A 21,818-nucleotide genomic window follows, 5' to 3' on the forward strand; every position below is an offset into this window, starting at 1 on the left:
GAGCTGGGCGTGCGCCTGATCGGTCCTAACTGTCCGGGTGTTATCACTCCGGGAGAGTGTAAGATCGGTATTATGCCAGGTCACATTCACCTGCCAGGTAAAGTGGGCATCGTTTCCCGTTCCGGTACTCTGACTTACGAAGCGGTTAAGCAGACTACTGACTACGGTTTCGGCCAGTCTACCTGTGTTGGTATCGGTGGTGACCCGATCCCGGGTTCTAACTTCATCGACATTCTGGAAATGTTCCAGAACGACCCACAGACTGAAGCCATCGTAATGATCGGTGAAATCGGTGGTACTGCAGAAGATGAAGCTGCTGCTTATATCAAAGCAAACGTGACTAAGCCTGTTGTATCTTACATCGCAGGTGTTACCGCTCCGAAAGGTAAGCGTATGGGGCACGCTGGTGCAATTATCTCTGGCGGTAAAGGTACTGCGGACGAGAAATTCGCAGCTCTGGAAGACGCTGGTGTTAAAACCGTACGCTCTCTGGCGCAAATCGGTGAAGCACTGAAAGAAGTAACCGGCTGGTAAGATTAAGCCGCTTATTACTTTTTAAAAACCCGCTTCGGCGGGTTTTTTATTGCCTGAACATTATCCGCATTGTGTTTAATTGCCGCCCATCTGTCTGCGATTATGCAGTAAACTTTAGTTTTGTTTTACCTGTCAGGTTTTTATGCAGATAGTGAACATGAAAGACCGCCCGGACGCCTGTCGTTTATTGGCGCAGTGGCATTACGAAGAATGGAAAGAGCTGTATCCAACGGATACAGAGGAAACCTTTTACCGTGATTTGCAAAAGTCGCTGGGCGCGGACGACATTCCTTCCACCTGGCTGATGGTGGATGGAGAGACCATACTCGGCAGCTGCAGCATCATCGAAGACGATATGGAAAGCCGCCAGGATCTGACGCCCTGGCTGGCCAATGTGTTTGTTCATCCGGATTATCGCGGTCAGGGACTGGGCAGTAAGCTGGTTAACGCTGTTATGCAGAAAGCCCGTGATATTGGCTTACAGCGTTTTTATCTTTTCACTGAAGACCAAACAGCTTTATATCAGAAGCTCGGCTGGACGGTGCACGAAGAGATGCTTAACAACGGTATTCCGGTAACCATTATGCGTGTTGATTTCGCCTGAAGATTAAGGCTGTTGCAGCAGGGCGCTAAAAAAAGCCGGTACCTCGACACCTGCCGGGCCGTACTGATGTTCAGCAAAGGCGTCTTCCACATTGGAGGGTTCCAGATTGAGCTCAACCGTGTGGGCGCCGGCTTCACGTGCAACCTGAACAAACCCGGCCGCCGGATACACATGGCCGGAAGTGCCTATGCTGACGAACAGATCGCATTGATCCAGCGCTGCGTAAATCTCATCCATATATAGTGGCATTTCACCGAACCAGACAATATGCGGTCGCAGAGAATTCTGGTGGCAGCAGGGGCAGGGGGTGTCGTCAGAAATATCGTCGCTGAAGGTGATGACCTTACCGGAATTCAGACAGCGGGCTTTCAGCAGTTGACCATGCATATGTAATAGCTTCTGACTGCCGGCTCTTTCATGCAGGTCATCAACGTTTTGGGTAACCAGTAAAAATTCGCCGTCGAAATGTTGTTCAAACTCTGCCAGAGAAATATGGGCAGCGTTAGGTGTTACATCGTTTAACTGGCGCCGGCGATCGTTATAAAAACGTTGAACCAGCTCAGGGTTGCGGGCAAATGCTTCCGGTGTGGCTACATCTTCAACACGGTGGTTTTCCCACAAGCCATCGCCATCACGAAAGGTCTTTAAGCCGGATTCTGCAGAAATTCCGGCACCTGTCAGTACCACGATACGACGGAAAGAAGTCTTCATTCTTCACCTGTAAAATGATCAGAAAAGAAAGCACGGATTTCATCACTGCGCTGAATTGCATCAGTGTACCCAAGCTCAATCAGATCTTTACAGAATCCGTGAGAAAATAACAGATAGCTGAGGATACCTGAGCCACTCTGACTGGTATTGCCACTGCCGCCCAGTGCGATTCTCAGGGCTCTGGGTAATTCCTGAGCATGTATGCCGGCAATTTCATCCAGTGAACGGCTTGGGCTGATTTCCAGAAGCTCGATTTTTTTCAGCTCCATGGGTTCTTTCTTTTTCACCGAATCCGGAATTTTATCTATGGTGCGGTTGATACGCGTCAGTCGCTCGATATCGGTTTCCATACTATCGAGGAAGGCTGCATTTAACATGTGTCCCATCATTTTTGCCGGCGATGGGTAAAAGGCAGTGGAGCTGGACTTATGGATTTTATCCGCTGGCGCGCCAACACCTATGACCAGTATTTTTTCCGCGCCGAGATGCAGTGCCGGGCTCAGTGGCGCCAGCTGACGCACGGCACCATCAGCGTAATAATCGTCATGAATTTTGACCGCCGGAAATACCATTGGAATCGCAGATGATGCCATCAGGTGATCCAGGGTAATACGGCTGCGGGTACCGATGCGGCGCAGACGTTCCCAGTTATTGATACTGTAATGGCCCTGATAAAAGCTGATGGATTCTCCGCTTTCCAGACCCGAGCAGTTAACGGCGATTGCATGCAGGGCTCCATTATCAATGGCCGGCTGAATCTGGTCGAATTTAATGACTTCGCGTAATAATTCTTTAAGCGGTGTGTTGTCCAGTAATGACACGGTGTCGTTACGGTAGCGTTTGCCAATGACCAGACTGCGGATGAGCCGGCCCAGGGGACGACTGACGCCCATAAAATCGGTACGATAAATCTGGTCACAGCTGAAATGCATCCAGATCCGTTCCAGATGGCGGATACCTATGCGGTAATTTTCGGCATAACTGGCGAGCGCCACGCCGTTGATGGCGCCAGCAGACGTTCCGGAAATAATATCGAAGGGATTGTAATGGCCTTTGGGCAAAATATTGTGAATCGCTTTAAGCACGCCAACCTGATAGGCCGCCCGGGCACCACCGCCTGACAGAATCAGACCGGTTTTTTTGACATCCACTTTTTCACGTCCATTTTTTATACTCAATGGAAACCTCTGTACTGCTCAGGTCACTGCCTTTGATTTCAGTATAGTGCATAATGCTGCGGCCTAAGATACAGGAGATTGATCCATGTTCACCGGAATCGTACAGACTAAGTTACCTGTGGCACAGCTTGACCGACAGCAGGACCTGACAACCTTCACCTTTGATTTTTCTGACAGCCTGGTGGATGGCCTGAAAATTGGTGCATCGGTTGCCATTAACGGAACCTGTCTCACGGTACGCACCATCGACGCAAATCGCGTCAGCTTTGATGCTATCGCGCAAACGCTTAAAGTAACGAATCTGGGTGGTCTGGAGCAGGGTTCTGAAGCCAATATCGAACGTTCTGCGCGTTATGGCGACGAGATTGGTGGCCATGTATTGTCAGGGCATGTGATGGACACGGTTAAGGTGCTGGCGGTGGAAGACACCCCCAATAATCGCGTGGTGTGGATGGAGCGTCCGCAGCATCTGGCGCCATTTCTGCTCAATAAAGGCTTTGTCGCCCTGAATGGCTGTAGCCTGACCATTGCTGAATTAGAAGCCGAGCGCTTTTCCGTACACCTGATTCCTGAAACCCGCGAAGTGACGACGTTCGGCACAGTGAAGGCGGGTGACGCCATCAATCTGGAAGTCGATGCTCAGACTCAGGCGGTCGTCGAAACGGTAAAACGTCTGTTGACCGATCCTGATCTGTCTGGTCAGTTACTGCAGAAATAAGCGGCGGCTTACAGGCTCTGCAGATAGCGGATAATATCGGCGGATTCAAACATCCATTGCTCTTCGCCGTTATCATTTTCAATCAACAGGCAAGGCACGGTGGTACGCCCGGTGGCCTTGTGCTGTTGCTCACTGAAGGCGCGGTTCTGCAGTACATTACGTTTCTCAACGTCGACGTTAGCCTCAGGTAAAGATCGCAGCACCCGCTGGCAGAATGGGCAGGCATCGTAGTAGTAGAGCGCGTATTTCATAAATTTCCCCTGACAGATTCAGAATGGATTACACAGAGCTGGTTTTACTCTTTTTCATATCGGTTGTCGCGAACTGGTTCTCGGCGCTGGCCGGTGGTGGTGCCGGGCTGATTCAGCTGCCCATTCTGATTTTTATGGGACTGCCGTTTCCTCTGGCCCTGGCCACGCACAAGGTCGCTACCGTCGCCCTGGGCGTTGGCGCTACTCTGCGCCATTTAAAAGCGAAGACGCTGCAACCCTGGCTGCTGTGGCTTATTTTGCTCAGCGGCGCCCCCGGCGTTGCCATCGGTGCGCTTTTTATCCTGGGCGTCGACGCCCGCCACGCAGAGATTGCGCTGGGCCTGCTGACCCTGGCACTGGCGCTGTACTCCCGGCTCAGTCCGGGACTGGGGCTGACTGCTCAACCCCGTCACCGAAATACTGCTGATATTATCCTTGGTGGAATCGTCCTATTGCTAATAGGTTTTGCCAATGGGGCTCTTTCAGCCGGCAGCGGTCTGTTTGTGACATTATGGCTGGTTTACTGGTTTGGGCTGGATTACAAAACTGCCGTTGCCCAGACTCTGGTTGCAGTGGGGTTAGGCTGGAACTGCACCGGCGCTGTGACCATGGGTATTGGTGCCGACGTGCAGTGGAGCTGGGTGCCGGCACTGATCGCTGGCTCGCTGCTGGGAGGCTATCTCGGTGCGAATACGTCCATTCAGGCAGGCAATGCCACGATTAAGAAGGTTTATGAGGTGATTACTCTGGTGGTTGGTCTGAAGCTGCTGCTGGGGCCTCTGCTGTGAGTGTGTCGCCGTCTTTTGGCGGCAGCCAGCGTGCCAGCACAGTCCGCAGCGCCTCGATAGAGACAGGTTTGCTCAGGTAATCGTTCATACCTGCCTGGTGACAGCGTTTTTCGTCGCCTGATAACGCGTTGGCGGTGACCGCAATAATGGGAACCTTACTTTCCGCTACCGCCGATGTGCGGATAATGGCCGTTGCCTCAAAGCCATTCATTACCGGCATCTGGCAATCCATAAATATCAGATCGTAGTGATAACTGCGCTCGCCGTTCAGTAACGCCAGAGCTTTCTCGCCATTATCGGCAACATCGCATTCGATGTTCAGCCTTCGCAGCATGGCCCGCAGTACCCGTTGATTGACGTTGTTGTCTTCGACGATCAGGGCGCGGGCCTGAATGTATTCAATGGGGGTGAGGGAGTGCGCAGCGATGGCTGTTACTTTGCCGCTACTGCTTTGTTGCACAGGTTGCACCGGAATACTCAGGCAGACCCTTGTCCCTTTGTATTTTTCACTTTCAATCGTTACATCCCCCTGCATCGCGTGGCAGACCGCACGCACCAGCGACAATCCTATGCCCAGCCCCTGATACTGGCGTTCCATTGACGAATCAGCCTGACCAAAATACTGCTGAATTCTTGCCAGCTCACTTTCGGTCATGCCAATGCCGGTGTCGATAATCTCAATGCTCAGGCAGGTTTTATTGTGAATTTGTCCCATGCCGGCTTTGACCGTGACAGAACCTTCGGCAGTGAATTTTTCCGCATTATCCAGCAGGGCTTTGAGGGCATGACGCAGGCATTTGATATCGGCGCGGACATAATCCGGGATATCGTCAGCCAGCTGCAGCTCGAAAGAAATACGATTGCGGGCGCAGTATTGGTGGGTGTGGTCTGTGGCGGTCAGTAACAGGGTTCTGCAATCGACTGTTTCCGGAGAAAGAATGCGGTTACCGGCCTGAAGTTCTGTGTAAGTAAGGACGTTGTCGACCAGATCCAGCATATCCCGGGCGCTGTCGCGGGCGTCCTGCAGATTATTCATCAGGTTGCGGCCTTTCTCTTCCGTGGCCAGTTCCAGCGAGCCGATAATGCCATTCAGTGGTGTACGGAATTCATGACTGATCGTCGCCAGAAAATCATTTTTTAAACGATTGGATTCGGCTAATCGTTCAGCCCGGGTTTCAAGCTCTTTTTTCATCCGTGTTTCAGCCTGAATTTTTTCTTTCTGCAGCATTTTAATGCGGTCGGCCAGAGCAAAGGAGAGGAGTGTAATTTCCAGTGCGCTGCCGATTTTGCTGGCGTGTAATGTCCAAATATTATTGGGCAGCAGACCGAGCATCATGCCGATGGTAATCATACCGCCAATGATCAGTGCGACCCATGCGGCGAGAAAATAGCGCGCCTGACGATGCCCTTTCAGCAGCATGGCAAAGGACGCATAAAACACACTGCTCAGGAAAATAACGCCAACGAATTTCCCGACACTCATAACGGTCGGAATATCAAAGATAAACGAGGTTACGCAGATGGCGAGGGAGAGTGTGACGCATAGCTTTAACGCCATGTCGGCGTATTTATGATGCAGTTTGGTCTGCAGAAAGCGGCGGGGGAAGGTCGAGCCAAAGACGCCAACCAGACCAATGGTAAAGGGGATCGAAATTTGTTGGAACCAGCTCGAACCTGGCCATAAAAACTGATAGCCAAGGCCGCTTGTAGCCAGCTGAATCCAGGAAAACGCCGCAATATAGGCAATGTAATGCAGATAATCTGCGTCCCGGATACTGGTCCAGAGGAAGAAGTTATACAGAAACATCACCAGCATCATGCCGTAATACAGACCCAGTCCGTATTGCTCGTTACTGCGCTCGGATGTGAAATGATTTACTTCCCATAAGCGCACCGGAACCTGCAACGAGCTGGAGCTGTGAACCTGCAGATATACCGTCTGTTTATGGTGTGTCTGAAAATACAGCGGCAGAATAAAATTGCGGTGTAATATCCGGCGGCTGTTGAAGGGCAGGGTATCACCCATTTTCTCGTGGTGGATCAGGTTCTGATGTTCATCCAGAACAAAAATATCAATGACGTCCAGCAGAGGGTAGTCAATTTCCATCAGCCATTCGTGACCATACCCGGGCTGACTCTGTACGGTAAATTTCAGCCAGAAACCGCTGGCGGTGAAACCTTCATTGAACACCGCTTTGGGATACAGCTGGAAAGGAATATTGTTATTCAGCAGATAAGGCAGCGACCACTGAATCAGCGGGTCTTCAATGAAATACAGGACTCCGGCAGTCGTCAGTTTTTTACTGTCTGCCTGAATCGTCAGTATTTTCTCTTCATTGCTGGCCGGTTCCTCGCGGGCAAGGGATTGCGGGGCGTGCAGAGACAGCAGTAAAAGCAGTGTGTTCAGCAACAGAAATATGCCGGGCTTACTGTTTGTCATACTCAGACCCATCAATGCCACATATCATCACAGCATGCATCCATACGTTACTGCCGGACGCGGCTGACTCACTTGAAAACACCTCAGGCACCCAATTTATCCCTGTTATTGTTATGTTGTATTCCTCCGCTGGTGACTGGAGACTATCAGTAGCAATATCAGTAATGCCAGAGGGATCCCCAGATCACCACCACCACCGGAAGAGGACGTTATCACGACTGTGGTCTGACTGGTATCCGCAGAACTGATCAGATTAATGTTCAGGTATTGCTCGTCTGCGGATGTATCAACATCGGCCGTTAAAGTGCCACTGCTACTGTGCAATACCGACAGCGTCTGCGGATGATGCAACGACAGATCGCCTTGCCACAGATAGCGTACGGACGAATTGTTAATTGTAGTCGTACTCAGTACTTCGCTGTTGCCATCGGTGAAAAACAGCGTTAACACCGGACGTTCGCTGGTAAAGTCAAAGCCCGTGGCGCTGACGATGCCACGTAGGGTAAAGGCGGCATCTGCGGCCGTCAGTGTTACCTGAGTGCTGTTTGTCTGTGCCGCGGAGATCAGGATATTGCGGCTCTGGTAGCCATCAGCCGCCACGCTGAGCGTCAGACTTTCCGCCGGCAGCATAAGCGTGGCATTGCCACTGCTGTCGGTGACAGCGGATGTCGGTAAATTCCATTGCGCAAATCTGTCATCGCTGAGGCTTATCGTTACACCGCTCAGCGGCTGATCCCGGTTGTCGGTTACGTTGACGGTAAAGCTCACCGGCAGACTGAATGCCAGCGTGGACAGGGTATCTGGCACGTTGGCAGCACTGGCTGTCACCACCGAACTGAATGGCGCCAGCACGTCGGCAGCAAGAATGACGGTTGTAAGGTTAAAAGCATCTTCATCGTCGGCAGCGGTGATGGTGCTGGCGTCATTGCCATCGATATCGATAAAGGAGAGTGCTGCGTCGGCACTGCTGAGACTGATACCGCTACCGGCTTCTGCGCCCTCAATCTGCAGCATCTGTTGTGTATCTGCGGTGATCAGCAACGGGCTTACCGACGTTGTCAGCCGCAGCGGCCGTTGCAGCAGGAAGTTCGCGCTGTAACCGCTGTTGTCTTCTACGGTCAGGGCGTAGTTTCCGGCAAAGGCACCGGCAAAAGCATCGGACTGGGGCAGTAACAGGGTAAAGCCTGAATCATTGCTGAGCAGTCCGGTCGCATCTGAGCCGCTGTAAAAAAGCGTCGTTGTCAGCTGATTATCGCCACCGTTCAGGGTAAAACTGAAGTCTTCTGTACCGGCATTGATGGTGTCTCCATCATAGAAAGTATTGCCGTCTGTGCTTAGTGTGAAGGCTGGCAGTACGGTTATTGCCAGGCTTGTCGCTGCGCTCAGGGCGCCGTCAGTGGCGCTTAAGTCAATGGTGCCGCTGCCGCTGCTGGTGGCATCAATCTGCAGTTCGCTGCCACTGAGACTGACCGAAACAAATGCCGGCGCCGACGTGACGGAATAACTGACACTGTCGCCGTCGGCATCCGTAGCACTGAGCGTGATGGTTGTGGATTCACCGGCCAGCAGCGTTTCTGCCGCCAGACTGTCCCACACAGGAGCCTGATTATCGGCACTGAGGATATTGATGCTCAGCGTCGCTGACGCTGCCGCGCTGCCATCACTGACAGACACGTCAACCTGAGTGCCACCGGTCACATTGCCGGTCGGGGTAATGGTCAGTACCGCACCACTGAGAGCGGCAGTAACGGCGTTGCTGTCAAAGCTGACCAGACTGAAGGTCAGCGGATCACTGTCAGCATCCGATGCGGTCAGCGTGATGGTCAGTGAATCGCCGTCGGTGACACTGAACAGGGTATCTGAGGTGAACTGTGGTGCATCATTAACGGCAGTAACGTTCACGGTGAATGAAGTAGTATCCGTGGCGCTGCCATCGGAAACCGAGACCTCAATGGTACCGCTACCGGCGTAATTGGCCTGTGGCTGGATACTCAGCGTGCTGCCAGTGACGCTGGCACCGAGTGCGGAATCTGCATTGACCAGGGCGTAGCTGAGGCTGTCGCCGTCAACATCCGTCGCGCTTAACGTGACGTTCAGGGAGCTGTCTTCAGCGAGAGTCTGGGTCGAGACCGGCGCTATAACCGGCGCATCGTTCACCGCATTAATAGTGAGCACAAAACTGGTGGTATCTGTGTCTGTGCCGTCTGATACCTGCAGGCTGACGGTGCCACTGCCGTAATAATTGGCAGTGGGGGCAAAACTCAGCGTTGAACCGGAAATACTGGCACCAAAATCTGCCGCCGCAGAGACGATGGAATAGCTCAGACCGTCTCCATCGGCGTCACTGGCGGACAGGGAGACATCCAGCGTTGTATCTTCGTTCATGCTTTGCGCGCTGATGCTGTTAAACACGGGGGCGCTGTTGGCCGTCTGTAATGTCCAGCCAATATCTGCCAGCAAATAGCGGGCTAAACCTGCGCTGTCGAGAAATTCAGTGTATTGCGGCTCCATCAATTCGTTGGGCGTGGCATCGGTGTCAAAGTGACTGACGGATGAGCCGCCTTCGTAGGACGCCGGTGCGTACATCTGCATGCGGGCGCCGTTTACGCCGGCAGAAAAACCGCTCAATTGCGCATTGGTCTGACTGCCATCCCAAACCAGATTGCCGTCGTTGAGTATTGAGGTTGCACGTTGAGTGTCGTTGAGGTTCGTCAGCAGGGCGCCCTGACTGGCGTCGAACAGGAGTTGGGTGTAAGGATCGTAAACCGGGTCCGGCCCATAACTGGCGCCGCTGACCCCGTTACTCTGCAATAATGACAGAAACCCCATACCGTGAATAATTTCGTGCAACACGACGGACAGAAGCGAATTCAGGGTGCCGGACGGGGCATCAAATCCCAGGTACCAGCCATAGCCATCAAGACAACCTGGCTGGCCTAACTCACTGTTGAAGTTGGCATTGATATCCACGGTACCGGCATCGACGTCATAGTTCTGAAGCTGGTTCAGCAAGGCATCCGGAAACACGGTGTAACTGTCGCTGCCTGCATCGTAGATAAAGTGGAACTGTGCGGGCCCGGCGCTGCCAAGTGTCGCCGAAAAACTATCGCAATACAGTGGATCAAAGTTCGCAGAGACCTGCACTGGCTGACTGATATCAAAGGTCGCGTTCAGAGTATCCGCGGCGCGGTTAAACACATTGAGCCGCTGAGCGCCGAGTGTGGTGCCAGTGTTGCCACCGACCGCTGCTGCCGGTGTCGTGTCATTCAGACCTTCTCCGGCGCCATCACTGTTGACGATAACAATCGCCGCCTGAGCCGGCAGCAGCCAGCTGACAAGAGAAACTGCGAGCAGGCCGCGCAAAGAGTGACAGAGTAATTTCATAGGACCGACCCTCTGTTCAGTGGCGGGGCTTGTGCGGGAAAGACGGCGTGGCGTGAATAACCGGTGCTGGTATTGCTATCGCCGGTACGACAACCGGTGCGTCCGCAATGGGCTCGACCACACGTTCAACACGGCGCAGCTTGCCGTTCTCGTCGATGTAGGCCATGACGACAGTCTGGTGCTGCCCCTGGGCAGGCATGGCGTAGCCACCGGGCACGGCTTTGAGTACCAGGGCGCTGGCGGGGATGCGGCGGTTTTCCAGTGCTTCACGCAGGTTGGGTGGAAGATCGGCAGGTTGGGGATCCGCATGGCTGTGTTTGTCCCGGGTCGTCAGGGCTGATGAGGATGCATTCAGCGACAGATCCGGTTGTTTGATGGACGGTGTCTGGGTGGGTTGAACAGGGGCTGCGGACGATAACGAGTTCGCTGCTGAGACCTTGCTGTTTGCACCCGACGGGGCGGCTGCAGAGGCCGGATCGGCAGAGACAGAAGCTGTGCGCGACACAATCTGAACGCTGGCTTCCCGCTGGCCGCTCCACAACGCGGTGAGTCCGGCAACCAAAGCGGCGGCGGTGACAATGATGTTTGCCTGCATAAGCGAAATCTCACGAATTTCCCTTAATGCTAGTTGCCGCCGCCGGATTCACCAGCTAACGCTCACGGTTTGCTGTTAAGAAGGGTAAGTCGCTGTTTCACTGAGTTTTTTCTCAATGTTTACAGATAAATACCTCAGTCTGTCGGCCTCAGTTTTTATCCCGGCGTTCGATTGCCCGTTTGGTCAGACGGGTTGCTTCGGCACTGAGCGGATCCTCCGGCCAGGGGTGTCTGGGATAGCGGCCGCGCATATCTTTGCGTACTTCAGCATAGGTATTGCGCCAGAAATGGGGCAGGTCTGAGGTTACCTGTAACGGCCGGCGTGCCGGCGACAGCAGGTGGATCACCAGCGGCTGGCGTCCATTCATTACTGCCGGCTGATCTTCACAACCAAACATTTCCTGCAACTTAACCGCTAACACGGGTGGGGTTTGCCCATAGTCGAGCGCAATGCGTGAGCCGCTGGCAACAGTCCAGTGGCTGGGGAGGAGCTTCTCAAGTTGCTGTTGCTGTTCCCAGCTGAGCAGGGATTTGAGCGCATCGCTCAGCGCAACTTTTTTCAGATCGCGCTGATGACGGGCATTGTGGCAGAAGGGCAGCAGCCAGTCGTGGCGTTGCCTTATCAGGCTGTCGTCGCTCATATCCGGCCAGTGTTGCGGGTCATGGGTATGCGCTAAGGCAAGGCGCTGCCTGAGATTCATCGCCGATTCATCCCAGTTCAGAGACGCCAGCCCCTGCGCTGCAAAAAACGCATCCCACACCTGCAGCCATTGGTCTGCCGACATGGATGGCAGTGGCTTGCGACTGACCACGATATTGCCGAGTTTCAGTTGCTCTTCTGCCTGCAGCTGGCCGTTATCAAGCCAGCGGACATCCGCCTGACTGCGGAACAGATGTGGCGCGCATGCCTGCAGCCGGGTCAGTGTCGCCGGGGGCAGTTCTGCCGCCATGCGGATACGTGCCGGGCGACCACCACTGATGTCGGCAATGGCCAGCCATTCGGCATGGAGACAGTCGCTGGTGTTGTTGTTAGTGGTGTTGGTGTTGGTGTTGGTGTTGCTACCGCTACTGAGCTCTGCCCCCGTACCATTGGCAAGCAGGAAACTGTCTTTGGTGGCGTTGCGACGGCGGGCAATGCGGTCAGGCCAGGCCAGCGCCAGAATCAGTCCGTAATCGGCGACCTGCTGCTCTGTTTTGTCTGACAGCGCTGCTGTGCGCAGCAGGCGTTGCTGCAACGGCAGAACCCGCTGCTTCCACAGCGGATTTTGCCGGGCATTTTGCAGCAGACGCTGGATATCATCGCTGAATCGCTGCTTGTGTGGCCACTCCTGCAGTAGGGCGATAACGTCCGCCGCGGCGGCGGCCATGCCCAGTTCACTGGCTTTCAGCAGGGCGTGTGCCCAGCGTGGTTCGATACCGGTTGCCGCACAACGGCGGCCGTGGTCGGTGAGCTGACCTTCTGCCGTACAGATGTCCAGACTCTGTAACAGAGTCCGCGCCTGATTCAGACTGGCGGTGGACGGCGGGTCGAGCCACAGCAATTCGTCTGCAGCAGCACCCCACTGGCACAGTTCCATCAGCAGAGGGGCAAGGTCGCTGTCGAGGATTTCTGCGCGGATATGCGCATCGCGCTGGCTCTGTTCACTTTCAGTCCACAGGCGGAAGCAGATTCCCGGTGCCTGGCGGCCGGCACGGCCCTGACGCTGGGTTGCCGATGCCTGGGACACCGCACGGGTTTTCAGCTCGCTGATGCCGCTTTGTGGGGAAAAACTCATGCGTCTTTCCAGCCCGGAATCAATAACAATGCGCACGCCATCAATGGTCAGAGAGCTCTCTGCGATGTTCGTGGCCAGCAGAATTTTGCGCTTGCCGGCCGCGGCTGGCTGTAAGGCGGCTTTCTGCTCTTTGTCGCTCAGTTGACTGTGCAGCGGCATGATCAGCAGGCTGTCGTCATGGCGTTCCTGCAGTTGTGCGGCGACACGGTTAATATCGCCGACACCGGGCAGAAAAATCAGAATGTCACCGCTGTGGCTCAGAGCTTCACCGACCACGCGGTTAATGTGCTGCGCCAGGCGGGTATTGGCGTCGGGTAATGGCCGGTAGTGGGTTTCCACCGGAAAACTGCGTCCTTTACTGTGCAGCAGCGTGGCATCCAGTTGGCTGGCCAGAGTATCGGTATCCAGAGTGGCTGACATGATCAGCAGACGCAGATCCGGGCGCAGCAACTGCTGGCACTGATGGGCCAGCGCCAGTGCCAGATCGGAAGCCAGATGGCGTTCGTGAAACTCATCGAAAATAATCAGACCAACGCCACTCAGTTCCGGATCATCCTGCAACATGCGGGTGAGGATGCCTTCGGTCACAATTTCGATGCGCGTCTGCTCACTGACCCGGTTCTCCAGACGGATACGATAGCCCACCGTTTCGCCAATATTTTCCTGACGTTGCGCCGCCATAAACAGCGCGGCATTACGTGCAGCAATACGGCGCGGCTCCAGCATGATAATGCGTTGTCCGTTAAGCCAGGCTGCGTCGAGCAGAGCGGGAGCTACCCGGGTCGTCTTACCGGCGCCAGGTTCTGCTGTCAGTAACAGATTGGGTGAATCCGCCAGAGAATGGCGGATATCGTCAATCAGTTCATCGATCGGCAGGGCAGAGGAAAAGGGCGCAGGCATAGGGATATTTCGCAGTTCTGTCGGGTCAGAAAAGAGAGTATGGTAACATCTAAACCTTGTGCGCAGTGACACCGCTTAAGCGCACATATCTGCGTCGATCGGATACGCGCAAATGGCGTTGTTGTAAGCAGCGTTGCTGTATGGGCTGTTTTCCAGCTCTTTTCTGGCTGTTTTGCAAGCTGTAGCGACTGTCGCCATCGACCAGGCAGTTAACCGGAGGTTGTATGCCCGATAAAAAAGTGATTGATTTTGCGGCCGCCAGTAACAAACACCGGCACGCACGCGATCATGAAGAGAAAGAAGCCAAAGTTGAAGCTATGCGCCAGCGTTTTGAAAATGCACTGCCAGATAAGAAAACGCCGGTAAAGGATTACCTGAAGAAAAAGCGGGCGAAGAAAAAGCGTTTTTAAAACGCACGGTCACTGGTGATCATAGGCAAGCGTTAAAGCGTGTCCGGCGTAGCCTTCTGGTGGCGTTTTTACGGCTAAGCTGGCAGAAGCTTTTCATGGCTAAGCAGACAGCAGCTTATTCACTGCTAAGATAGCAGATGCTTAGTTAAACCCGCAGTAAAAGGCTTATTGCACCGATGTTTGCTGCAGCAGTAAATCGATAATTTCATTGTCGGGTCGTGGTTTCGAAAGCCAGTAGCCCTGAATCAGATCACAGCCTTTCTGGCGCAATATCTCTTCGTCTTCACAGGTTTCCACACCTTCAGCAATAATCCGCATATGCAGGCTGTGACCCATATTAATAATGGCATCTACTAATGCCATGCTGCGTTGGTCACGGGTCATGTTCTGGATAAATGAACGGTCAATTTTGAGTTTGTCGGCCGGGAATGCTGCCAGGTATGACAAAGAAGAGTAACCGGTACCGAAATCATCCAGTGCCACACGGATGCCAGCCTGTTGCAGTTTCTGCAGAAACTGAATGGTTTCCTGCTGGCTGCGTATCAGCAGACTTTCGGTAATTTCCACCATCAGATTGCCCCGGGGCAAACCTGACGCCTGTTCCTGCTCAATAATATGTTCCGCCAGCTGGTGGTCATAAAATTCAGCGGTAGACACATTAACCGCAATCGGAATTAACAGATTCATGCTATGCAGACGAGCGGATAAACGCAGCGCTTCTGCCCGTACCCATTCGCCGATTTCGCGGATGGTGCCGGTTTTTTCTGCCACCGGAATAAATACATCCGGCGGCACCAGACCGCGTTGTGGATGACGCCAGCGCACCAGAGCTTCGAGCTGAGTAATTTTGCCGGATGCCAGATCTTTAATCGGCTGGTAATGCAGAATCAGCTGATTTTCTTTGACAGCGTGGCGCAGATCCTGATGGATCATGGCGTAATTTTTTGCTTCTTCCTGCATAACCGGCGTGAAGAAAGTATGCAGGTTACGGCCACGATGCTTGGCAGAGTAAGCAGCCTGTTCAGTTGCTTTTAACAGCTGTTCCAGCGTTGCTCCATCCTCGGGATAGCGGCTGATACCAATACTGGCAGAAATGCGCAGATCTCTGGCCTGACGAATGGACACACTTTTTGATACTGTCGCCAGCAGTTTGTCGGCGAGGGCAGACAGACCTTCTGTCGAGGTATCTGTGGTGATAATAAAACCAAATTCATCGCCACCGAGACGGGCAACAATGTTTTTTTCCGGCAGCATCTGGCGCAGACGGGTAGCAACTTTTACCAGCAGCTCGTCACCGGCATCGTGACCCAGGGTGTCGTTAATTTCTTTGAAGTAATCCAGGTCCAGTAGCAGGACCGCAAAATTGCAGTTGCGGTGGCGGCACTGCTCCAGCATCCAGTTCAGTTTTTCATAAAACAGGTTGCGGTTGGGCAGGCTGGTCAGCAGGTCATAGCTGGCCTGGTACTGGATCATTTCTTCTGAGCGTTTGCGTTCGCTGATGTCACTGAACAATACGATACAGCGTTCAACCTCATCGCGTTCGTTGCGGATGACGGTAAAACTCAGTTCGGCGGTAAAATGTTCGCCGTTGCGGCGCGCAGCAATGGCTTCCCCTGACCAGTTCTTTCCGGCCGGGAGAGCACGGATAATATCGATGTAGCGGGTCAGCTGAGTGCGGTCATTGTTGAGGAAGAAAGACGGGCGCTGGCCAACGCTTTCCTGCAGCGAATAACCTGTGATCTGGGTAAATGCCGGATTAACATCAACCAGATTGAAATCACCATCGGTTACCAGTACGCCAACGGGTAAATGTTGGGTAATGGCTTCCGTTAACGCCCTGTGTTTTTCCGCGGCACGGAACTCCATAATCAGCTGTGCCAGGCGTGCGCATTCATGAATCAGCAGCAGATCGTGACCAGTTGGATGTGGTCTGCTGAGAGGCATCAGGGCAAAGGCACCCAGCAGCTCTCCCTTGGTGCTGATCACGGGTTGTGCCCAACAGCCTTTAATTCCCTCGTTATAGGCGAGAATACTGAAGGGGTCGGATTTTTCGCTCAGTTCGCCGGACAGAATCATCTGGCGGGCCGTGGCAACCTGAGTGAAGGGATTTTCGTCTTCCGACAGGGAAACCAGATTCAGGCTTTGACGTAAGCCAGTGGGCAGTTGTGGGCCGGCGGCGCAGCGCATGGATTTGCCATCGTCGCTGCAGGTCATCACGGCAGAGATACAATCCGGTTGTTTTTCCTGAATCAGGCAGGCCAGTTCCAACAACAGATTGTCGATGGTCTCACCGATCAGCAACTTCTCCAGCAGCAGGTTGTAGCGACTGATAATCAGTGGCTGATGCTGCCTGGCCGTCGATTGATTTCCGTTTTCTTGAGGCATACTACCGGATCGTGTGGGGTTCAGACCTAAGTGTAGCGCTGTTACCCGGTTTTGGTAATTCCGATCAGCATAAAGTGCTGATTTTATGATGATGAACAAGCCATTGTTATTAAAGCTGTTTTTTGTTTTTACAGAACTATGGTTTCACTTTAGTATGTCGCGAAAGGACATGCTCGCCGCCGTACAAGTTGGTAACAGGCATGATCCCTGGCTGGGAAGGGCTGACAGGAAGGGGGCCAACAGGAAACAGGAAACAGGAAACAGGAAGGAGGCGGCAATCGTCGGGAAGCTGTGCTTTTGCCAACCTGTTACAGACAAGGGTTTTGCCAATACGGCTCTGCACCGACGACCGCCGGCGCCGGTGCAGATACGCTGGCAGGGTTAATCAGGCGCCAACGAGCGACTGACCGCAGACGCGGATGACATTTCCGCTTACACCGGAGGACGCCGGATTGGCGAAGAAGGCGATGGTTTCTGCCACATCGACCGGTTGACCACCCTGCGCCAGAGAATTCAGGCGACGGCCAATTTCCCGTGTAATGACCGGGATCGCATCCGTCATAGCGGTTTCGATAAAGCCCGGCGCCACCGCATTGATTGTGATTCCTCGTTGCAGCAGCTCATCCGCCATGTATTCGACGTAGCCAATTACACCAGCCTTGGAGGCTGCGTAGTTGGTCTGTCCGGTCTGACCGGCAATACCGTTCATGGACGATACGCAGACGATACGGCCGTTGGCATTCAGCGCCTGCTGTTCAAACAACGCGTGATTGATACGCTCTTCCGCCGACAGATTGATGTCGATGGTCATGTTCCACCAATGTTCCGGCATATTGGCCAGGGTTTTATCCCGCGTGATGCCTGCGTTATGCACGATGATATCGCCACCGCCCATGGCTTTGAGTTTTTCGGCAATCAGAGCCGGAGCTTCTGCCGAAGAAATATCCGCCAGTAAAACTTCACCGCCGATATCCGTCATGACGTTGGCCAGTTCAGCTTCCGCCTGAGGAATATCCAGCCCCAGAACACGGGCGCCATCGCGGGCCAGGGTACGGGCAATGGATTCACCGATACCGCGGCTGGCACCGGTCACCAGAGCGACTTTACCATTCAGGGGTTTATGCCAGTCCGGATAGTCGATGGCGTCAGCCTGACGCACGTTAATGACCTGACCATCGACATAGGCAGATTTTGCTGACATAACAAAACGGAATGGAGCATCGATGTTTTTTTCTGCGCCTTTTTCGACATACAAGGCCTGACAGGTAATGCCTTTTTTGCCGGTTTCTTTTGCCACAGAACGGCTGAAGCCTTCCAGTGCGCGCATGGCTGCAGCCTGCTCACCGGTTTCTGCCTGCATGTGCGGGCGACCTAAAACCATCACGCGGCCACTGGTGCTGATTTTGCGCATCACGGGATTAAAAAAATAATAGAGCTGAGACAGATCCGTCGTATCACTGAAGCCTGATGCGTCAAACACCAGAGCGTCGAATTTGTCGCTCATTTCAGCATTTAACTCGATGCCGGTGGCAATGATGTCGTGTTTTTTCGCGGCGGCGATGACGGCAGCAGCGCCTTTACCGGACGCCGGATAAAACAGGCTGGCGGAAGAGGCTTTCAGATTACGGACAATGTCGTCTGTCAGCGCGGCATTGTCACTGGCGCCGAGCAGAACGCGGCCACTGAAAAAACTGTTCTGGGCCGGATTGTAGCGATTAAGAGGCGCTGATTTTGGCAGAACCTGTTTCAGCATGCTGCGGCCCATGCTGCTGTCGAGCATGGATTCCAGGATGTTACTCATGATGATTTCCGGTGACTGTGATTTATAAGAATAATTATTCTGCAGTAATGCAGGTGCAGACTATCGGCTTGTGCGGATGATCGACAGGCCAGACATTAACAAATTACACCAGCATCCATAAGGCCTTAAATTGACCGTATACAGGGCCGGATGCGTCATCCGGGCCAATGCCTGCAGCCGGTCTGTGGCTAGACTGCTCAAATCGCAGCGCTATCTCTTATATGCTGCTGTTTTGCGTGCAGTTTTATTTATCTGCAGTTACGTTCCTGCATGAAACGCCGTTTAATCTATCCCGTCTTTGTGAAGGTTTATAAATATTATGACTCAGAAGCCCCTCCCGACAGACCAGCAAAAAGTGCGGCGCGTTGCCATTATCGGTGGTAACCGTATTCCTTTTGCCCGCTCAAACACGGCGTATTCCTATGCCTCTAATCAGGATATGTTGACTGCAGCGCTGAATGGGCTGGTCAATCGCTACGGTTTACAGGGGCAGCGCATCGGGGAGGTGATTGCCGGGGCGGTTATTAAACACAGCCGGGATTTCAATCTGGCCAGAGAAAGCCTGCTGAGTACCAGTCTTGATCCACATACGCCGGCAACCGATATTCAGCAGGCCTGTGGCACTGGCCTGCAGGCGATTATTATGGCGGCCAACAAAATAGCTCTGGGTCAGATCGACAGTGCCATTGCCGGTGGCTCAGATACCACTTCCGATGCGCCTATCGGGGTGAACGAAGGGTTGCGTAAGATTCTGCTGGATCTTAACCGCGCGAAAACCATGGGTGAACGTCTGAAGCTGCTTGGCAAGTTGCGCCCGCGTCATCTGGCACCCCTGATTCCGCGTAATGGCGAGCCACGTACCGGAAAATCCATGGGCGAGCATACGGAAGAGACGGTAAAAGCCTGGGGCATCAGCCGCGGGGAACAGGATCAGATTGCGTTTAACAGCCATCAGAACCTGCTGGCGGCTTATGATCGCGGTTTCTTTGATGATCTGCTGACACCGTTTAACGGTCTGGCCAAAGATAATCTGGCACGTAAGCCGGATCTGGAAAAACTGGCGTCACTTAAGCCGGCATTTGATCGCGTGTCCGGGCAGGGTACTCTGACGGCGGGCAATTCCTCGGCGTTAACCGATGGCGCGTCGGTTGTTTTGCTTGCCAGCGAAGACTGGGCTGAGCAGCATGATTTGCCGGTTAAAGCCTGGCTGACTTTTCATGAGACTGCGGCGGTGGATTTTTTCGGTAAGGATGGCAGGCGTGATAAGGAAGGGCTGCTGTTGGCACCGGCTTATGCGGTACCACGGATGCTGGCCCGTGCCGGGCTGACGTTACAGGATTTTGATTTTTATGAAATTCACGAAGCCTTTGCCGGTGTTGTTGCCTCCACTCTGAAGGCCTGGGAAGACGAAGCCTTCTGTCGCGAAAAGCTGGGCCTTGAAGGTGCGTTGGGCAGCATCGATCGCACGAAACTCAATATCAATGGCTCATCCATCGCCACGGGGCATCCGTTTGCTGCGACCGGCGGACGCATCGTTGCTTCGTTGGCGAAAATGCTGGAAGAAAAAGGCTCAGGCCGGGGACTGATTTCCATCTGTGCGGCTGGAGGACAGGGGGTTGTGGCGATTCTCGAACGCTGACCTGACGGCCTGTTTGCGGTCATCAGGACGTAACTTTGACCTGTTTAACCTGAGCCGGGCTTAACCTGCTCAGGTCTGGTGTGGCCAGCGCCGGGCTTAACCTGCGCGGGTCTGGTGTGGCCAGCGTTGCAACAGGGTGTTCAGCAGTGCCTTCTGGCCCGCGCCGGCGATGCTTTGCTGATGCAGCAGGGCATCGTGCAGCTCGTCCAGTTGTTGCGAGCTCAGCAAAAGATCAATAGTCTCACCTCCGGTGAGGATGGCATTACGCAGGTGCAGTGCCAGAGCGCTGTTCTCTGTCCGCAGAATTCGTTCGGTCAGGCTAACGGTGCCCTGGCTTAATCTGAGGTGGTGTAACGTCATAGTTAACTCACTTTCGACTGATTTCCATATCCGACTGACAAATTTTGTCGCAAACTGCCGCCGGTTGGCTATCAGCCATAATCATTAGGTTGGCCTGTATTTACTAAGGGTAGTACATGAATAAATGGTTTGCCCTGACGGGCCTGTATTTAGTTCAGGGGCTGCCACACGGCTTTTTTGGTCAGGCAATGCCGGTGCTGTTGCGTCAGCAGGGGCTTGATCTGGCATTGATCGGAATGCTCTCTGTGGTGTCCTTACCCTGGGCTCTCAAGTTCCTGTGGGCTCCTCTGTTGGATCGCTTTGCGCTGAAGCGTGGTGAATACCGCCGCAGCTGGATTCTGGCGATGAATTACAGTGCCGCTGCCGTACTGCTGTTACTTGCCAGTCAGCCGTTGGCTGTGTGGACGGAATCCGGCCTTTTTCTTCCGCTGGGTTTGTTACTGCTGCTTAACACCCTGATTGCCACTCAGGACATTGCTACCGATGCCATGGCAGTGGAAAACATTGAACCGGCGCGCCGTGGGCTGGCCAATGGTATTCAGGTGGCCGGTTATCGCAGCGGTATGATTATCGCCGGAGGTCTGCTGGTTTCGCTGTATGGCGTCATCGGCTGGCACTGGGCGCTGTGGTTACTGGCCGGGCTTATGGTGCTTGGTACCTTGCCACTGTGGTTGTTCAAGCCCAGAGCACATCTGGTCAGTCGTGAGCCTCTGTGGCCGCAGTGGCTGGGGTTCTTCCGCTTAAAAGATGCAGGCCTGTGGATTCTGTTGTTGCTGGTGTACAAGCTCGGTGATGCGTTTGGTACGCCAATGATCCGCCCGCTGCTGAGTGATGCTGGCGTTTCCCTTGAGCAGCTCGGTGTGTTGATGGGGACCACCGGATTCCTCGCTGGTTTATTCGGCGCCTTGTTAGGTGGCTGGCTGGTCACCCGACTGGGACGACAGGCGACGTTATTGGCTTTTTTACTGGCTGAGGCGCTGGCGTTGCTGAGCTATCTGGGTATTGATGGCATGGCCGGTGCGCTGCAGAAAGACTGGCTGCATATTTATCTGGCGGTCATCGTTGAACACCTGGCCGGTGGGCTCGGCACCGCGGCACTGTTTACCGTTATGATGGATCGTTGCCGCGCTCATTGCGAAGCCGGTGATTATGCGTTGCAGAGTTGTCTGGTGATTATTTCCGGTATGATCGCCGGAAGTTTGTCGGGCTTCAGTGCGCGGGCGCTGGGATACGACGGTCATTTTGTTGTAGCGGCGTTGCTGACACTGTTGCCGCTGGTGCTGGTGTGGGCCTTGATTAAGCGTCGGGCTTTTGTGCTTCAGCGCGATTTTTAATACATTATGCAG

17 protein-coding genes are annotated in these 21,818 nt (G+C 53.8%); 7 read left to right on the forward strand and 10 right to left on the reverse strand.

The window, feature by feature from the left end; all coding sequences use genetic code 11:
- Together B2Z72_RS15850 and B2Z72_RS15855 are read left to right on the forward strand one after the other, a co-directional pair.
- The coding region (locus B2Z72_RS15850; RefSeq protein WP_414716708.1) for a succinate--CoA ligase subunit alpha at positions 1-534 on the forward strand (534 nt) is incomplete at its 5' end.
- Positions 535-691: 157 nt separating this feature from the next.
- Positions 692-1,138: a GNAT family N-acetyltransferase gene (locus tag B2Z72_RS15855; RefSeq protein WP_296981557.1), complete on the forward strand. Its 447-nt coding sequence runs from the start codon at positions 692-694 to the stop codon at positions 1,136-1,138.
- A 3-nt stretch (positions 1,139-1,141) separates the two neighbouring features.
- Here the strand turns inward: B2Z72_RS15855 and cobB are convergent, their stop codons facing one another.
- Positions 1,142-1,849: a Sir2 family NAD+-dependent deacetylase gene (cobB, locus tag B2Z72_RS15860; RefSeq protein ID WP_296981556.1), complete on the reverse strand. Its 708-nt coding sequence runs from the start codon at positions 1,847-1,849 to the stop codon at positions 1,142-1,144.
- Entirely contained in the window at positions 1,846-3,027 is a 1,182-nt protein-coding gene (locus tag B2Z72_RS15865; RefSeq protein WP_296981555.1) for a patatin-like phospholipase family protein, read from the reverse strand. The genes cobB and B2Z72_RS15865 overlap by 4 nt, the downstream gene beginning before the upstream one ends.
- A gap of 85 nt (positions 3,028-3,112) precedes the next feature.
- Here B2Z72_RS15865 and B2Z72_RS15870 point away from each other — a divergent pair, with 85 nt between their 5' ends.
- Positions 3,113-3,745 carry a riboflavin synthase subunit alpha gene (locus B2Z72_RS15870; protein WP_296981554.1) on the forward strand — a complete coding sequence of 211 codons (633 nt, stop codon included), beginning with the start codon at positions 3,113-3,115 and terminating at the stop codon, positions 3,743-3,745.
- Between the two features lie 8 nt (positions 3,746-3,753).
- Here the strand turns inward: B2Z72_RS15870 and B2Z72_RS15875 are convergent, their stop codons facing one another.
- Entirely contained in the window at positions 3,754-3,996 is a 243-nt protein-coding gene (locus B2Z72_RS15875) for a glutaredoxin family protein (protein ID WP_296981553.1), read from the reverse strand.
- A gap of 23 nt (positions 3,997-4,019) precedes the next feature.
- Here B2Z72_RS15875 and B2Z72_RS15880 point away from each other — a divergent pair, with 23 nt between their 5' ends.
- Positions 4,020-4,784, forward strand: a complete 765-nt coding sequence (locus B2Z72_RS15880) for a sulfite exporter TauE/SafE family protein (protein ID WP_296981552.1) — start codon at positions 4,020-4,022, stop codon at positions 4,782-4,784.
- Here the strand turns inward: B2Z72_RS15880 and B2Z72_RS15885 are convergent.
- From B2Z72_RS15885 to hrpB, 4 genes are all read right to left on the reverse strand, one after another.
- Positions 4,738-7,224, reverse strand: a complete 2,487-nt coding sequence (locus tag B2Z72_RS15885) for a hybrid sensor histidine kinase/response regulator (protein ID WP_297005256.1) — start codon at positions 7,222-7,224, stop codon at positions 4,738-4,740. The two genes, B2Z72_RS15880 and B2Z72_RS15885, sit on opposite strands and share 47 nt — an antisense overlap.
- Positions 7,225-7,335: 111 nt before the next feature.
- On the reverse strand, positions 7,336-10,608 hold the full coding sequence (locus B2Z72_RS15890) for a tandem-95 repeat protein (protein ID WP_296981549.1): 3,273 nt from the start codon (positions 10,606-10,608) through the stop codon (positions 7,336-7,338).
- 16 nt (positions 10,609-10,624) lie between these two features.
- A complete protein-coding gene (locus B2Z72_RS15895) occupies positions 10,625-11,203 on the reverse strand; it encodes a hypothetical protein (RefSeq protein ID WP_297005259.1) in 579 nt (192 codons plus the stop codon).
- 148 nt (positions 11,204-11,351) lie between these two features.
- Positions 11,352-13,877: an ATP-dependent helicase HrpB gene (gene hrpB / locus B2Z72_RS15900; protein WP_296984613.1), complete on the reverse strand. Its 2,526-nt coding sequence runs from the start codon at positions 13,875-13,877 to the stop codon at positions 11,352-11,354.
- 224 nt (positions 13,878-14,101) lie between these two features.
- Between hrpB and B2Z72_RS15905 the strand changes: the two genes are divergently transcribed.
- Positions 14,102-14,287 (forward strand): tRNA (uracil-5-)-methyltransferase, encoded by a 186-nt coding sequence (locus B2Z72_RS15905; RefSeq protein WP_296984614.1) that lies wholly within the window; start codon positions 14,102-14,104, stop codon positions 14,285-14,287.
- Positions 14,288-14,452: 165 nt separating this feature from the next.
- Here the strand turns inward: B2Z72_RS15905 and B2Z72_RS15910 are convergent, their stop codons facing one another.
- On the reverse strand, positions 14,453-16,672 hold the full coding sequence (locus tag B2Z72_RS15910; protein ID WP_296984615.1) for a putative bifunctional diguanylate cyclase/phosphodiesterase: 2,220 nt from the start codon (positions 16,670-16,672) through the stop codon (positions 14,453-14,455).
- 385 nt (positions 16,673-17,057) lie between these two features.
- On the reverse strand, positions 17,058-18,473 hold the full coding sequence (locus tag B2Z72_RS15915; RefSeq protein WP_296984617.1) for a 3-oxoacyl-ACP reductase: 1,416 nt from the start codon (positions 18,471-18,473) through the stop codon (positions 17,058-17,060).
- Positions 18,474-18,792: 319 nt separating this feature from the next.
- Here B2Z72_RS15915 and B2Z72_RS15920 point away from each other — a divergent pair, with 319 nt between their 5' ends.
- A complete protein-coding gene (locus tag B2Z72_RS15920) occupies positions 18,793-20,112 on the forward strand; it encodes an acetyl-CoA C-acetyltransferase (RefSeq protein WP_296984619.1) in 1,320 nt (439 codons plus the stop codon).
- 96 nt (positions 20,113-20,208) lie between these two features.
- On the opposite strand, the gene B2Z72_RS15925 is transcribed toward B2Z72_RS15920, so the two are convergent.
- Positions 20,209-20,472 carry a hypothetical protein gene (locus tag B2Z72_RS15925; RefSeq protein ID WP_296984621.1) on the reverse strand — a complete coding sequence of 88 codons (264 nt, stop codon included), beginning with the start codon at positions 20,470-20,472 and terminating at the stop codon, positions 20,209-20,211.
- A gap of 116 nt (positions 20,473-20,588) precedes the next feature.
- Here B2Z72_RS15925 and B2Z72_RS15930 point away from each other — a divergent pair, with 116 nt between their 5' ends.
- Positions 20,589-21,806 (forward strand): MFS transporter, encoded by a 1,218-nt coding sequence (locus B2Z72_RS15930; RefSeq protein WP_297005260.1) that lies wholly within the window; start codon positions 20,589-20,591, stop codon positions 21,804-21,806.
- Positions 21,807-21,818 lie beyond the last annotated feature (12 nt).

This window comes from Thalassolituus sp. UBA6592, assembly GCF_002433655.1.
Classification (GTDB): Bacteria; Pseudomonadota; Gammaproteobacteria; order Pseudomonadales; family Oceanobacteraceae; genus Venatoribacter.